The 16,604-nt window shown below is 27.0% G+C and carries 10 protein-coding genes; 7 read left to right on the top strand and 3 right to left on the bottom strand.

Translation table 11 applies throughout. The features are described from left to right. Positions 1-38 precede the first annotated feature (38 nt). From D9T19_RS04380 to D9T19_RS04365, 4 genes are read left to right on the top strand one after another with little or no spacing between them, the layout of a single operon-like run. Complete coding sequence (locus D9T19_RS04380) at positions 39-3,281, top strand: helicase-related protein (RefSeq protein ID WP_121626988.1); 3,243 nt, start codon at positions 39-41, stop codon at positions 3,279-3,281. A 5-nt stretch (positions 3,282-3,286) separates the two neighbouring features. Continuing rightward, positions 3,287-3,913, top strand: a complete 627-nt coding sequence (locus tag D9T19_RS04375; protein ID WP_121626987.1) for a DUF4391 domain-containing protein — start codon at positions 3,287-3,289, stop codon at positions 3,911-3,913. After that, entirely contained in the window at positions 3,910-5,844 is a 1,935-nt protein-coding gene (locus tag D9T19_RS04370; RefSeq protein WP_205588680.1) for a site-specific DNA-methyltransferase, read from the top strand. The genes D9T19_RS04375 and D9T19_RS04370 overlap by 4 nt, the downstream gene beginning before the upstream one ends. Before the next feature lies 1 nt (position 5,845). After that, on the top strand, positions 5,846-8,869 hold the full coding sequence (locus D9T19_RS04365; RefSeq protein ID WP_121626986.1) for a restriction endonuclease: 3,024 nt from the start codon (positions 5,846-5,848) through the stop codon (positions 8,867-8,869). 25 nt (positions 8,870-8,894) lie between these two features. On the opposite strand, the gene feoB is transcribed toward D9T19_RS04365, so the two are convergent. From feoB to ciaB, 3 genes are all read right to left on the bottom strand, one after another. After that, positions 8,895-10,994: a ferrous iron transport protein B gene (gene feoB, locus D9T19_RS04360; RefSeq protein ID WP_121626985.1), complete on the bottom strand. Its 2,100-nt coding sequence runs from the start codon at positions 10,992-10,994 to the stop codon at positions 8,895-8,897. After that, positions 10,981-11,220, bottom strand: a complete 240-nt coding sequence (locus tag D9T19_RS04355; RefSeq protein ID WP_121626984.1) for a FeoA family protein — start codon at positions 11,218-11,220, stop codon at positions 10,981-10,983. The genes feoB and D9T19_RS04355 overlap by 14 nt, the downstream gene beginning before the upstream one ends. Before the next feature lie 107 nt (positions 11,221-11,327). After that, positions 11,328-13,205, bottom strand: a complete 1,878-nt coding sequence (ciaB, locus tag D9T19_RS04350) for an invasion protein CiaB (protein ID WP_121626983.1) — start codon at positions 13,203-13,205, stop codon at positions 11,328-11,330. Between the two features lie 150 nt (positions 13,206-13,355). Here ciaB and proV point away from each other — a divergent pair, with 150 nt between their 5' ends. The 3 genes from proV to proX are packed head-to-tail and all read left to right on the top strand — an operon-like array spanning position 13,356 to position 16,561. Further along, positions 13,356-14,570, top strand: a complete 1,215-nt coding sequence (proV, locus tag D9T19_RS04345; protein ID WP_121626982.1) for a glycine betaine/L-proline ABC transporter ATP-binding protein ProV — start codon at positions 13,356-13,358, stop codon at positions 14,568-14,570. Continuing rightward, complete coding sequence (gene proW, locus D9T19_RS04340) at positions 14,563-15,594, top strand: glycine betaine/L-proline ABC transporter permease ProW (RefSeq protein ID WP_121626981.1); 1,032 nt, start codon at positions 14,563-14,565, stop codon at positions 15,592-15,594. Before proV ends, proW begins: the two co-directional genes overlap by 8 nt. After that, complete coding sequence (gene proX / locus D9T19_RS04335; protein WP_121626980.1) at positions 15,584-16,561, top strand: glycine betaine/L-proline ABC transporter substrate-binding protein ProX; 978 nt, start codon at positions 15,584-15,586, stop codon at positions 16,559-16,561. The genes proW and proX overlap by 11 nt, the downstream gene beginning before the upstream one ends. The last annotated feature ends 43 nt before the right edge of the window (positions 16,562-16,604 follow it).

The following is a 16,604-nucleotide window of genomic DNA, read 5'->3' as shown; positions in this document are numbered from 1 at the left end:
AATATATCCCTTAAAAATAACTTTTAAGAGAAATTACATTGATAAAAACTTTCGATAATAAAATAAATAAAGTAGGTGATGATTTAAAATTATCTATTGTTAAAAACAGTAAATTAAGTATTGCTTCATCTATTTTTTCTATCTATGGATTTGAGAGTTTGAAAAAAGAGTTAAAAAACATTGACTCACTTAATTTTATTTTTACAGATCCAACTTTTATAGAAAATGACAAAAATAATAAAGATACAAAATACTTTGAAATAAACTCAATAAATAGACAAAAAGCAATAAATGGTTCAAGTTTTGAAATAAATCTAAAAAATGAACTAAAAGGCAAAAATATTGCCAAAGAGTGCAAAAAATGGCTAGAACAAAAAGTTACCTTTAAAACAAATAAAGGAAATAACTCAATTCAAGCTATGTTAATTCTTGATAACAATGAGCAAAAATCTGTATATCTAGGAATTGATGAGTTTTCAAGTGCTGGTTTTGGATATAAAAGTGATAACTCTGCTTTAAGAATCATAAATAAAATGGAAGATTCAAATATTACAAAAGAGTTTTTAAATAATTTTGAAAAAGTATGGAATGATAAAGATATTTTAAAAGATGTTACAAGTGAAGTTGTAAATTATATTGATAACCTTTATAAAGAAAATTCGCCTGAATTTATATATTATTTGATTTTGTATCATATATTTGATGAGTTTTTAGAAGATTTAAATGAAGATGATTTGGCAAATGAAAAAACAGGTTTCAAAAATAGTGTAATTTGGAATACTTTATATGACTTTCAAAAAGATGCAGTTTTAGGGCTTATAAATAAACTTGAACGATACAATGGTTGTATTTTAGCAGACTCTGTAGGACTTGGTAAAACATTTACAGCTCTTGGAGTTATAAAATATTATCAAGAAAGAAACAAATCAGTTTTAGTTTTATGTCCTAAAAAATTAGGCGATAACTGGAAAACATTTTTAAATAACTATGAAGACAATCCACTTTTAAAAGATAGATTTAACTATCACGTTTTATATCATACAGATATTTTAAGAGAAAAAGGTTTTTCAAATGGTGTGGATTTAAGCCGTATAAATTGGTCAAACTATGACTTGATAGTAATAGACGAATCACACAATTTTAGAAATAATGACGCAAGAAAAGACAAAACTACAAGATACCAAAAACTACTAAATACCATAAAATCAGGAGTGAAAACTAAGCTTTTGATGTTAAGTGCAACACCTGTAAACAATCGTTTTAAAGATTTGAAAAACCAATTAGCCCTAGCTTACGAAGGTCAAACAAATATAAAAGATGAAAAACTAAATATCTCTAACTCTATTGATTCAATTTTGAGAAAAGCACAACTTTCGTTTAACAATTGGTCAAAATTACCAAATGAACAAAGAAGTACAAAAAAACTTTTAGATGAATTAAATCAAAATTTTGACTTTTTTAAACTTTTGGATTCTGTAACAATTGCACGAAGTAGAAAGCATATAGAAAAATACTATGATATGAATGCTATTGGAAAATTCCCTACAAGATTAGCTCCAAAAACAGTAAGAAGTGATATTACAAAACTAGATAATGTGATGCAAATAGAAGAGATTTATAAAAAATTATCTACTTTTAATATGGGAGTTTATACACCATTTAACTATATTTTAGAAAGCAAAATTGATTTTTATAGTAATCTTTATGATGATAAGATAAACAATAAAGCAACACTAAAACAAAAAAATAGAGAAAACAATCTAAAAATACTAATGCGAGTAAATTTCCTAAAAAGACTTGAAAGTAGTGTGGATAGTTTTAGAATCACCTTAGATAAATTTGCTACAAATATTCAAAATATATGCGAAAAAATAGAAGCCTTTGAAAATGGCGATAGAACAAGTTTAATAGAAGATGAAAATATTATTGAACTTGAAGATATGGAAAATGAAACTTGGCTTGATGAAGAGTTTAGCATAGGTAAAAAAGTAAAAATAAACCTAGAAGATATGAATACTCTAGGATGGAAAACCGACTTACAAGAAGATTTAGACATAGCCTTAAATATTTTATATGATATGGAAAAAGTAAAAGCAAAAGATGATGAAAAACTAAACTTATTAAAAGAGATAATTCAAAACAAAAAACAAAACCCCATAAATAAAAACAATCATAAAATTATAATATTTACAGCATTTGCAGATACCGCAAATTATTTATATGAAAACTTAAAAGATTTTAATCTCTCTTTAGGTTTACAAAGTGCAAAAATCACAGGTTCTAGTACAAATAAATCAACACTAAATATAAACAATGAGTTTAACAATATCTTATGTCATTTTTCACCACTTGCAAAAAACAAAAAGCTAAAAGCAAACGAAAAACAACTAGATATTTTAATAGCAACTGATTGTATAAGCGAAGGGCAAAATCTACAAGATTGTGACATGCTTATAAATTATGATATTCATTGGAATCCTGTACGAATAATACAACGATTTGGTCGAGTTGATAGAATCGGAAGTAAAAATAAATATATCCAACTAATAAACTTTTGGCCACAAATAAGCCTAGATGAATATATAAACCTAAAAAATAGAGTAGAAACACGAATGTTTATGGTTGATACAACAGCTACAGGTGAAGATAATGTATTAACAAATAAATCAAGTGATATGCAGTTTAGAAAAGTACAACTTCAAAAAATGCAAAATGAAGTAGTAGATTTAGAAGATATAGATAGTTCTATTTCTATTACAGATTTGGGATTAAATGATTTTAGAATGGACTTAATAGAGTTTATAAATACAAAAGGCGATATAAAAAATGTAAGTTGTGGAGTGCATACAGTTTGCAAAAAAGATAATAGCAAAAATATAAAAGAGGGTGTAATCTTTGTACTAAAAAATATAAATGACAATGTAAATATAGATAATACAAATCAACTACATCCATTTTATTTAGTTTATATCTCACAAGATGGAGAAGTATTATCAAATCATCTAAATGTCAAAAATACCCTAGATACAATACGAACACTTTGCAAAGGTAAAGAAATGCCTTTAAATGATGTTTATACTCTTTTTAATAATCAAACAAATGATGGAAAAGATATGAGTGAATACTCAAACCTTTTAAATGAATCAATAAGTTCAATAATCCAAACAAAAGAACAAAGCGATATAGAATCACTTTTTAGCGGTAATTCTTCAAGCTTTCTACAAAATAGTGTAAAAGGCTTAGATGATTTTGAGCTTATATCTTTTGTGGTTATAAAGTAGTTTTTATGCACGATTTTAAACTACCATCAGCAAGTATTGTAAATAGATTTTTACCCAAAAAAGTTTTTGAAGAAAAAATTAAAAATGCAAAAAAAATATTTAAAAGCATAATTAAAATAACTCTAAAACATAAACTATGTTCTCAAAGTATAAATACACCAGAAACAAAAAATATAAAAGAAATACTAATAATCCAAATAAAACTAAATGAAAAAGAAGTACCAAAAGAGGCTATAAAAAACATATCAAAGCTAATAAACAGACCTATTTTATATGAGATTGTTTATGAAGAAGAGTATTGTTTTGCAATATTTACTTTGGATAATAGCAAATGTTTTTTATCACCTTGGAATGAAAAAAAAGAGTTTAACTTTCAAGATATAAATCTTGAGAAAATTTATGAAAATACAGTAAAAACTTTTTTAAATACCAAAAATGAAACTTTAAACCTAAATGAACTAATCAAAAAAGAAAAGGAAATACAAGAGCTTAAAAAACAGATTTCAACACTAGAAAATAAAATCAAAAAAGAAAAAGTATTTAAACGCCAACTTGAACTATCAAGAAGCTTAAAACCACTACAAACACAACTACAAGAAGAATTAAAAAACATACAAAAGGATGAAAATTGAATGAACTAAAGCTAAACAAGTTAAACAAGCTAAAAATGCAAACAGCAAATATAACAGATGAAAACATAGAAAAACTAGCCAAACTTTTTCCAAATATAATAAGTGAAAAAAAGGATGGAAACACAGTTAAAAAAGCAGTAGACTTTGACCTTTTAAAACAAATACTAAGTGAAAATATAGTTGAAGGTGATGATGAAAGATATAGACTAGATTGGCCAGGTAAAAAGGCAAGTTTACTAAAAGCAAATACACCTATAAAAAAGACACTAAGACCAAGTATAGAAGAATCAAAAGATTTTGAAAATACGCAAAATTTATATATAGAAGGTGATAACTTTGAAGTGCTAAAACTTCTACAAGAAAGCTACCTAAACAAAATCAAAATGATATATATAGACCCACCTTATAATACAGGAAAAGACTTTGTATATAAAGATAACTTCAAAGAGAGCAAAGAAAATTTTGAAGAGAAAATCGGCTTAAAAGATGAAGAAGAAAACAAACTATTTAAAAATACAGACTCAAATGGAAGATTTCATAGTGATTGGTTAAGTATGATGTATGAAAGGCTTTTAGTTTCAAGAAATTTACTAAAAGATGACGGAGTTATTTTTATATCAATTGATGATAATGAAGTTCATAATTTGAGAAAGATTTGTGATGAGGTTTTTGGTGAGGGGAATTTTGTTAGTCAAATTCCTTGGCAAGCAAGGCAATCAATTCAAAATGATACAGATTTAAGTAGTAGTCATGAGTATATAGTTAGCTATGCAAAAATTAGAAGACAAACAAATAGACGATTAAAAGAAGTAAATAAAGAATTATGGTTTAAAGAAAAATCTTTTGCTTGTTATCCTATTCCTCTTGATAAGGGTAAGTTTGCTAATCCAGATAATGATTCACGAGGTATCTGGAAAGCAGATCCTTTTGACGCACCTAATATAAGACCAAATTTAACTTATCCTATAATAAATCCAAATACTAATGAGATACATATGCCTCCAAATGGAAGATGCTGGAGAACTGAAGAAAAAAACTATAAAGAATGGTTATCTGATAAGCGTATAGTTTTTGGAAAAACAGGAGATGGAAGACCTCAATTAAAAGTTTTTTATGAAGAAAAAAAAGAATTTGGTAGTGTACCTAATACTTGGTTTGACGGTAATAGTTATGGAACGGCAACAAAAGGCACAAAATTATTACAATCTTTGTTTAATAGTTCACCCTTTGATACTCCAAAACCAATTAAACTTATTCAACAATTAATGATTCTATCTACAAAAAAAGACGACCTAATCCTAGACTTCTTCTCAGGTTCAGCAACAACAGCTCATGCAGTTATTGACTTAAATGCCCAAGATATTGGAAATAGAAAATACATCATGGTGCAACTTTCAGAAGTTACGGATGAAAAAAGTGAAGCTTTTAAAGCAGGATACAAAACAATTCCAGAAATAGGAAAAGAACGAATCAGAAGAGCAGGAGAAAAAATCATAGAAGATAACAAAGACAAAGAAAATATCAAAAACCTAGACATAGGTTTTAGAGTTTTAAAAACAGATTCTTCTAACTTCAAAGATGTATATTATCATCCAAATGATTTAGGACAAAAAGATTTATTTAATCTTGAATCAAATATTAAAGAAGATAGAGATGAATTAGATTTATTATTTCAAATTATGTTAGATTTAGGAATAGAATTAGACTTAAAAATCACAAAAGAAATAGTAGATGATAAAACAATATTTATCTTAGAAAACAGCGAATTAGTTGCGTGTTTTAGTCAAAACATTTCACTAGAAGTTATAGAAAAAATAAAAGCACACAATCCATATAAAGTAGTACTAAAAGATGGATGTTTTGCAAATGACACAGATAAAATAAACGCCATACAAGACCTAAGCCAAAACTCTAGTGTATCGGTGATATAAAATGAAACTACAGTTTAAAACACAAAACTATCAAAGTGAAGCCACAAAGGCTATTACAGACTTATTTATAGGTCAAGAAAAAGGTTTAAGAGAAGATATAATAGATAGAAAAATAGTAAAAAATGGACTCCTTGAAGAAGAAATAATCATCAAAAGATTTTCAAATCAAGAACTATCACCAAATATAAATATGCTTGAAAATATCCAAAATGTACAAAAGAAAGATCCATTATTAAAGCAAAGCCTTGATTTAAAAGCAGGATTAAACTTCACAATTGAGATGGAAACAGGAACAGGAAAAACCTATGTTTATACAAAATCTTGTTTTGAATTAAATAAGCTTTATGGATGGAGCAAATTTATAATAGTAGTTCCAAGTATTGCAATAAGAGAAGGTGTTCATAAATCATTAGAAATTACAAAAGAGCATTTTAAAGAACAGTATAATAAAACAATAAGATATTTTATCTACGATACAAAAAACAGCTCAAACCTTACAAATATTAGCAACTTTTCAAATAGTTCAAATATAGAAGTAATGATAGTAAATTATCAAGCTTTTGCAACAAGTTCAAAAGAATCAAGAAAAATATATAAAGACCAAGATTCAATGCAATCATTGCGTCCAATAGATGTACTAAATAGAACAAAACCAATACTTATAATAGATGAACCACAAAGATTAGGGAAAACTGCTGAGTCAAAGTTAAAAGAGTTTAAAGCATTGTTTACATTAAGATTTAGTGCAACTCATAAGGATGATTTTCATAAAATTTATCGCCTTGATGCAATTGATGCTTATAATCAAAAATTAGTAAAAAAAATATCAGTAAAAGCCATAGATGTACAAGGTGATAGTGCAACAGGTGGATATGTATTTTTTGATACAATAATTTTAAGCAAAAACAATCCCCAAGCACTAATAGAAATAGATATAAAACAAAAAAGTTCAATAGTAAAAAAGAGCAAAAAAGTACAAGAGGGTGACAATCTATATGACTTATCACAAAATTTAGCCCAATATCAAGATTCTTATATAGTAACTTCAATAGATGCAAGAACAAATACAATCAAGTTTTTAAATGGAATTACATTAAGTGCAGGTGAGGTTGTAGGAAGTGTTGAAGAGAAGCATTTAAGAAGAATACAAATAAGAGAAACAATAAAAAGTCATATTCAAAAAGAGAAAGTTTTATTTGAAAAAGGAATAAAAGTATTAAGTCTATTTTTTATTGATGAGGTTGCAAAATATAGAATTTATGATGAAAATAACAATAAAATAAAATCAGAATATGAAGAGGTTTTTGAAGAAGAATACAAAAAAGTAATAGAAGAAAACCGTACACTTTTTGATGAAGAATATTTTAAATATATTGATAAATTTGATACAAATACTATTCATAAAGGATATTTTTCTATTGATAAAAAAGGTAAAGCTATCACAAAAGAAAGTGATATATTAAAAGATGTAAATGCTTATGATTTGATTATGAAAGACAAAGAAAAACTTTTGGATTTTAAAGAGCCTACAAGATTTATTTTTTCTCATAGTGCCTTAAAAGAGGGTTGGGATAATCCAAATGTATTTCAAATATGTACATTAAAACACTCAAATAGTACAGATAGTAAAAGACAAGAAATAGGTCGAGGGCTTAGAATTTGTGTAGATAAACATGGAATTAGACAAGATTTTACAAAACTAGAATCACAATTTTTTGATATAAATAACCTAACTGTAATTGCTAGTGAATCTTATGATGAATTTGCAAAAACTTTACAAAAAGAGATATTAGAAAGTCTAAGCCGAGAAACAAAAATCACAGCAAAAGTCTTAGAAAAAATAACACTAAAAAATGAAAAAGGTGAAGTTTTAATAATATCAAAACCTTTAGCAAAAGAGCTTTTTGAAGATTGGAAAGAAAAAGGTTATATAGGGGAAGATGAGTTTATAAGTCAAAAGGCTATAAAAGATATTAAAAATGATGATTTTGAATTACCACAAAGTTTTGAAGGTTTTGAAAAAGAGATAAAAGAAATAATCAAACAAGCAAGTTCAAGTGCAAATGTAAAAAATATGATAGATAATGATAAATCAAATAATGAAATAAAACTAGAACCAAATGAAAACTTTTATAAAAAAGAGTTTCAAACTTTATGGCAAAAAATAAATAAACAAGCAAGTTATACTATAAATATTGATTCAAAAGAGTTAATAAAAAATAGTATAGAATCAATAAATCAAACTCTTGAAGTACAAAAAGTAAAGGTTCAAATAATTAGTTCAACACAAAAAGAAAACTTAAGAATAGATGATTTATCAAAAGATAAATCTATTTTAGATGAAGCACAAAATACTTATGAAAGAATGGATTATGAACTAGGTTTTACAAAATATGATTTAATAGGTGAAATAGTAAAAAGTAGCCAAATTACTAGAAAAACAGCAGTAGAAATTTTATCAAAAATAAGAGAAAACAAATTTGCAATGTTCAAAGCAAACCCAGAAGATTTTATTTTAAAGATAACAAAGATAATAAATACACAAAAAGTAAAACTAATAATAAGTGGAATAAAATATTTTAAAACTAATAAAGAATATGATACAAATATTTTTACAGTTCCAAACTTCAAATGTAATTTATCAAGAACAACAGGAGATACAATAGAAGTAAAAAAACATATTTATGATTATCTAAAAGCTGATTCAAAAGTAGAAAAAAACTTTGCTTATGATATGGATAATGGACAAGTTGTAGTCTATGCAAAACTACCAAATGATTTCAAAATCCCAACACCACTTGGTGGATACAATCCCGATTGGGCAGTAGTTTTTGAAAGAAGTGATAAAAAAGATATATATTTTATAGCTGAAACAAAAGGAAATTGTGAAGAGTTACAATTAAAAGGAAGTGAAGATTTGAAAATAGCCTATGCTAAAAAATATTTTGAATTTTTAGAAGATGAAAATATTACTTATGATTGTGTAAAAGATTATGAGCAGTTAGTAGATAAGATTCTAAAATAAGAGGAAAAAATCCTCTTATTTTTCTTTAAAATAGCAAGGCTACTTTATAAGCAATAAATGCAAACGAATATGCAACTGTTGTTGTAAAAGCAAATAAATACAGTACATACTTAAATCCACCAGCTTCTCTTGAGAAAACTACAGTTGCAGCCAAACAAGGTAAATACGTCATCATAATTACAATAAATGCAACCGCTGATGCAAAGGGAATATGATCTGATAGTCTTTGTTGTAAAGTACTGTTTTCTTCATCAACATCACCACCTAAAGAGTATAAAACTCCAAGCGTTGAAACTACAACTTCTTTTGCAGCTAGTCCTGTTTGTAAGGCAACTGCCATTTTCCAATCCATTCCTAATGGTTCAAATATTGGTTCTATAAATTTCCCAACTTGTCCTAAGTAACTTTGTTCTAAAAGTTTTTCATTTAAAAGATTTGATAAATCATCTTTTTGTGATTCTTGTGCTACTGCTATTTGTTGTTGGTAATCAAATGTTAAAACTTCATTTTTTGGATAATTACTTAAAAACCAAACTAGTATTGAAGCAGCGGCAATAAATGTTCCTGCTTTTTTTAGATACATTAGTGTTTTGATTTTTACTGTATGCCATATTAAAACAGCAGAGGGTAATCTATATTTTGGCATTTCCATTACAAATGGTTCATTTTCACCTTTAAAAGCAGTCATTTTTAATACTTTTGCTAATAATATACCAAGAATAGCACCACTAATATAAATAGCAAAAAGAGCATTTCCTGCATATTGAGGTTCAAAAAAAGCACCTATAAATAATACATAAACAGGTAATCTTGCACCACAACTCATAAATCCAATGATAAATAAAGTCAATAATCTATCTCTATCATTTTTTAGAATCCTAGCACCCATATAAGCAGGAATAGAGCAACCAAAACCAGTTACTAAAGGAATAAAAGATTGTCCGTGTAATCCAAACTTATGGAAGAAACCATCAAGTAAATATGCAACCCTTGACATATATCCAGTTCCTTCAAGTAGAGCAATTCCTACAAATAAAATGATAATATTAGGAACAAATAAAACAACAGCACCAACTCCACCTATGATTCCATCAACTACAAGTGACCTTAAATCATCATTGACAATAGTTGCACCTACTAAATCACCCAACCATCCAAAAAATGCATCAATCCAATCCATAGGAATAGAACCTACTTCAAATGTTAATTGAAATAATCCCCACATTAAAAATAAAAATATAGGAATTCCTAAAAAAGGGTGGATTAGAATATTATCTATTTTTTGTGTTGTAGTGATTTTAGAACTATCTAGCTTATTTACTTTTACAGTTTCAAGTAATATTCCTTTGTTAAAAGACATATATTCTTCTGCAAAAATATCTATCATTGCTTCATCTTCATTATGTGTTTGTATATGTTTGATTGCATCTAATAAAATAGTTTGAAGTGTTATCCAAATAGGTTCATCGTGTAATTTTTTGTATGTTTGTTTATTTTCACTTATTAAATCTATTGCAATTTTACGATAAGAATATTCACTTTCATATTTATTTTCTTCTAAATGCTCAGTAATATTTCGTATTTCTTCTTCAATTGCTTCACTAAAAATAAGTTTATTTTCTCTTTTTTCATTTTCATAAGTATTTACAATATTTTGAAGTAATGTTGATACACCTTCTTTTGTAACAGCAGAAACTTTAGTGATACTAATACCCATAAGTTCTTCCATTAGCTTAGAATTTATTTCAATTTTCTCTTTTTTTGCTTCATCTGACATATTTAAAGCAAGAAGCATTTTTTTATCTAGGTTAAGAAGTTCAGATGTAAGTTGAAGATTTCTTTCAAGATTCGTAGAATCCGCAACATTTAAAATCAAATCATACTCTTCATTTTTCAAAAAGTCACTTGTAACTTTTTCTTCCATAGAATAATTTGTAAGCATATATGTACCAGGAAGATCAACAATAGTGATTAAATAATCTTTGTATTTAAATTTTATCTCTTTTTTTTCTACAGTTACACCTGAAAAGTTTCCTACATGAAGTGTAGTGTCTCCCATAGCATTTGTAAGCATACTTTTACCAACATTTGGTTGACCTACTAGTGCAATTTTAATTTGTTTCATAATTTTGCACCTCTATTTTCATAGCTTCTTCTTTTCTTAAAGCAATAATCATCTTTCCAACTTGTATTTCATACGTTGCATGAAGATTTGTCGAAGAAAGATATTTTATTTCAACACCTTTTAGTATTCCAAATGAGATAAGTCTTTGTCTTAATGCACCTGTCGTATGCAATTTTTTTATAAGATAAGATTTATTAATCGCACAATCTACTATTGTTTTATACATTGTATTCCTTTTCTGTTCTACAAGTGGAATAATATAACTTAATGTTTTAAATAATACTTAATATTAATAATAGTTATCAAAAAGAATAGATAAAAGGAAAGTTCCTCTTATCTAATATAGTTTTCTTTTTTATCAATAGTGTCTAATTCTTGACCAATTTCTTGGTATCTTTTAAAGTAGTATTTTACAAATGAGTTTATTTTATCATTTACAGGTAAAAAATATTTTTCTTCTTTAATTGCATATAAATTTAAAAATTCACTTGCATCTTTTTTATCAAGATAATGTTTTGCTAAAGATGAATATGTTTGAATATACCATTTTTTAAGGTCTTCATATTTTGAAGCTGATAAATCAATTATTAATTTTTCTTCTTTCCAATCTAATACTTTTGAGTCAAATAATCCACTTAAATGAATTAAACCTTCACAATAATATGGTTGAACTTCATCAACTTCCATCCAACCCATTAATCCAACAGCTCTTTTAACTGTATCTATTAATACTTGTTTTTCTAAATCTTTTTCATCATTTGATTCATCTAAAAAGAAAGATACTAATCCACCAGTTGTTGCTTTAAATTCTTCGATATTTTTAAAATTACCTGTTTTATTCATAACAGATTCTGTTTGTTCATCACACCATAAAATATGACCAAATTCATGACCAATTGTTGTAATATCATAAACCTTGTGCCAAGATTCTGTTTGATTAAATAAAAATTCTCTATCTTCTTTTAATATTTCTTGTCCAAAAATTTCACTACTTAGTTTTAAAAATGGTTTAGCACGACTTGTTTGAAGAATTTCATCTGAAAAAGCAAAAATCTTTTTACCTTCTTCTTTTGAAACTAGTTCATCATTTGGAACAACTTGAGCTGAAAATAATCCATTAAATTCTGCCCCAAAAAATATTGCAGGACGACCTATATACAATTGAACTTTATCAAGTGATTTTAGTGAAAAATCATAAACAGATTTATTTTCTTCTGATTGTTCTTGTTTTGTAAATATTTTAGCAAATGCTAATTTTATTTTATTAACTCTATTATCATCTTGTGAAAATTCAGGATTAGTTAATCTAATATCCCATTCTAAAGCAACTGCTTTTCTAAAATGATCTTCATAATATTCTAATGGATGTCCAATTTGAATAGGAGATTTTATTTTCATCCAATTTCTATCAACATCAGCCCATCTTGATACTAAAAGATGTGTTTTATCTTCTGCAAAAGCTTTTATAAGTGATTGAATATATAAAATATAATTCCATTTTTCACCATAAACTTCATCTTCAAGTTCAATTAATCTTTCTTCAAACTCTTCTAGTGCATCAATAACAGCAGTAGTTTGAATTTTAAAAGCATTGATATAAGCTTTTGAAAAGTATTTATCTTTTTCTTTTACTAGTGCTGAATATGATCTATCTGCAATCATATCGTTATGACCTAAATCAAGTAATTTATTATCTTCAAGATATTGGAATACTTTTTCTTCATTACCATCAAATTTTTTTATTAAGTCTTTGTTTACATCATTTATAATATGTGCAGTCCATAAACTCTGCCATGATGACATTTTTAAACCTACATTATAAACACCTTCAAAAATTGCTTGATAAAATGGAGTTAATAAGTTATTATTTTTTATATAATCAACAGTTTTTTTATGTTTTTCATGCCAGAAATCTCTAACAAAACAATAAGCATCTTCTTGAATTTCTATTATTTGTGTTTCATCTTTGTTCTCTTTTTTTAGAACTTGTACAAGTGAATCATCTCTTAAATTTACAAGTCTTGTAACTAATGCAAATCTTAAATCATCACTCATAGGAAGATCAAGGTATTTCGCAAAATCATCTATAATCGTTAATTTTTCAAATTCATTATTTTCTAAATATGAGATTAGTTTATTAATATTTGATTTTTGAGTATTTAAAAAGCCATAAACTTCATCTAATTCTGTTAGAAATTTATCATTATTCATTATATAGTCCTTCTTATATTTATTAGGCGTAGTTTATCTTTAAATTGCTTTTTAATTAATAAGTAAAAGGTTTAATTTATCTTTAAGTTGCATTTTTACACAAAAAATGATATATTAATACTTATTTAATGTAAAAAAATTACATAATTTATGAAAAGGAGTTACAGTATTAATAATACAAAACTAACAGTTAAAAATGTTTTTAAAGTATTTGGAGATAATCCAAAAAAAGCTTTAAAAATGTTAGAAAATGGAAAGAGTAAAGAAGATATTTTCACTCAAACAGGTATGACAATAGGAGTTCAAGACGCTAGTTTTGAAATTTATGAAGGTGAAATTTTTGTAATTATGGGTTTATCAGGTTCAGGTAAATCAACTTTAGTACGACTTTTAAATAGACTAATTGAACCAACTTCAGGTCAAATCTTTATTGATGATATAGATGTTACAAACTTAAACGATAAAGAGCTTATTGAGATAAGAAGAAAAAAAATATCAATGGTTTTTCAATCTTTCGCACTAATGCCACATATGAACATAATTGATAATGCATCTTTTGGTTTAGAACTAAGTGGAATTCCTAAAAAAGAAAGATATGAAGCAGCACAAAAAGCATTAGAACAAGTTGGACTTGAACATCACGCACAATCTTTTCCTGATGAATTAAGTGGTGGAATGCAGCAACGTGTAGGATTAGCACGTGCTTTAGCAAATGATCCAGATATTATGCTTATGGATGAAGCTTTTTCAGCACTAGATCCATTAATTAGAGCAGAAATGCAAGATGAATTAATAGAACTTCAAGAAAAAGAGAAAAGAACAATTGTATTTATTTCTCATGATTTAGATGAAGCTATTAGAATTGGAGATAGAATCGCAATTATGCAAAATGGTGAAGTTTGCCAAGTTGGAACTCCTGAAGAAATTATTAATGAACCTGCAAATGATTATGTAAAATCATTTTTTAGAGGTGTTGATGTAACTTCTGTTTTAAGTGCTACTCATATTGCAAAAAAATTGAAACCTACAATTATCAAAAAAGATGGTTTAGGAATAAAATCAGCATTACAATATATTAGTGATTATGATGAAGACTATGCATATTTTGTAGAAAAAAGTGGTAGATACATTGGTGTTTTAACTTTAGAATCTTTAAAAGAACAGAAAAAACTTGAAGGTTCTATTCTTGATGCAGTAATTGATGAAAAACCAATTAATGAAAACTTACAAATTTCAGAGTTTATTTCAGATGTTGCAGGACACATATATCCTACAGCTGTAATAAATGATGAGGGAAAATATAAAGGAACAATTTCAAAAAGTAGATTGTTAAAAGTATTCGATGAAGGAGTTGATAATGGCTAATGATCCATGGGGTAATGCGTCCGCAGCACAAGAAACTAAAGAATCTTCAGTAAACTGGACAAGTGACGAATCTCAAACACCTATTGAAGAGATAAAAGATTTTGATATTTTAAATCCTTTTGATGATGTTCTTATTCCTTTTGATTCTTGGACAAACACAGGAATTGATTGGTTAGTTGAAAATTTTAGAGATGTATTTTTAGCAGCAAAAGCTCCGATTGATGTAGTTTTAAAATCAATTGAAAGTTTTTTATTATATTTAAATCCATATGTAGTAATTTTGTTTTTTGTATTATTAGCTTTACAAGTTTCTAGTAAAAAACTTGCTTTTGGAACTTTAGTTTCATTATTTTTAATTGGTTTTATAGGTGCTTGGGAAGAATCAATGATTACTTTATCTTTAGTAATTACAGCTGTTTTATTTTCAATAATTATAGGACTCCCTTTAGGTATATGGTCTGCAAAAAGTGATACAGTAAATAAGGTTTTACGACCAATTTTAGATGCAATGCAAACAACACCTGCTTTTGTATATTTAATTCCTATTGTAATGTTATTTGGTATTGGTAATGTCCCTGGAGTTATTGTAACAATAATCTTTGCACTGCCACCATTAATTAGACTTACAAATCTAGGAATTAGACAAGTACCTGACGATTTGATTGAAGCTTCTAGATCTTTTGGAGCTAGTTCTTCTCAAATGTTATGGAAAGTTCAAATTCCAGTAGCAATGCCTACAATTATGGCAGGAATCAATCAAACACTAATGCTTGCACTTTCAATGGTAGTTATTGCTTCAATGATTGCAGTTGGTGGTTTAGGTCAAATGGTTCTTCGTGGAATTGGTAGATTAGATATTGGTCTAGCTGCTGTTGGTGGTCTTGGAATTGTACTTCTTGCCGTTATTTTAGATAGATTAACACAAGAGATGGGAAATACAGACAAAAACGATAAAAGAAGATGGTATGAAAAAGGCCCTATAGGTCTTATTTATAAATTTAAAAAGGAAAAAAATGATAAATAAAAAAATGTTTATAAGTGCTTTAGCTTCAGTTGTTGTAGCTTCAAGTTTATTTGGAGCAAAGGTTACAGCTCTAACTAGTGGTATTGCAGAAGAAATGTTTCAAACATTAGTAGTTACTGAATTATTAAAGAAAATGGGACATGAAATTGAGGGTGTTAAAGATGTAAATTATGATATTGCATACCAAACAATATCAAGTAATGCAAATAGTGATGATGTATATTTCTTAGCTTCTGTATGGGATCCTTTACATAATGAAAAAATTGCTGCTCTTGGAGGAGATAAAAAGATTCTTATATCTTCTGACTTTATTTCAAACTGTGCTCAAGGGTATTTAATAGATAAAAAAACTGCTGACAAATACAATATCAAATATTATAATGATTTAAAAAAACCAGAAATCGCAAAATTATTTGATACAAATGGAAATGGAAAAGCAAATTTATCAGGATGTAATGCAGGTTGGGGATGTGAAAAAGTTATTGAATATCAATTAGATGCTTATGATATGAGAGATACAGTAGAACATGATCAAGGTGAATATTCTGCATTAATTGCAAATACTCTTGCAAACTATAAAACTGGAAAACCTATTTTATATTATACATGGACTCCTTATTGGGTAAGTGGTAAATTAGTTCCTGGAAAAGATGTTGTTTTCTTACAAGTAACACATTCAGCTAATCCAAATGCTGGTTCTACAAAATTAGGAAATGGTGCAGATTATGGATTTAATATTAATAATCAAAAAATTGCAACAAATGCAAGTGTAAAAACAAAACATAAAGATATTGCAAAATTATTTGATATTATTAAAATTGATGTTAATGATATTAGTGGTCAAAATATGCTTATGACAAATGGTCAAAATAAACAAAAAGATATAAAAAGACATGTACAAACATGGTTAGAAAAAAACAAAACTAAAGTTGACGCTTGGATAAAAGAAGCTAAGGCTGCTAAATAATACTTTATAAAATAAGAGTTAAATAACTCTTGTTTTATCTTCT

Origin of the sequence: Poseidonibacter antarcticus (genome assembly GCF_003667345.1) — a bacterium.
Lineage (GTDB): Bacteria > Campylobacterota > Campylobacteria > Campylobacterales > Arcobacteraceae > Poseidonibacter > Poseidonibacter antarcticus.
The sequence above is the reverse complement of the archived record's forward strand: the minus strand, read 5'-3'. Positions and strand labels throughout refer to the sequence as shown.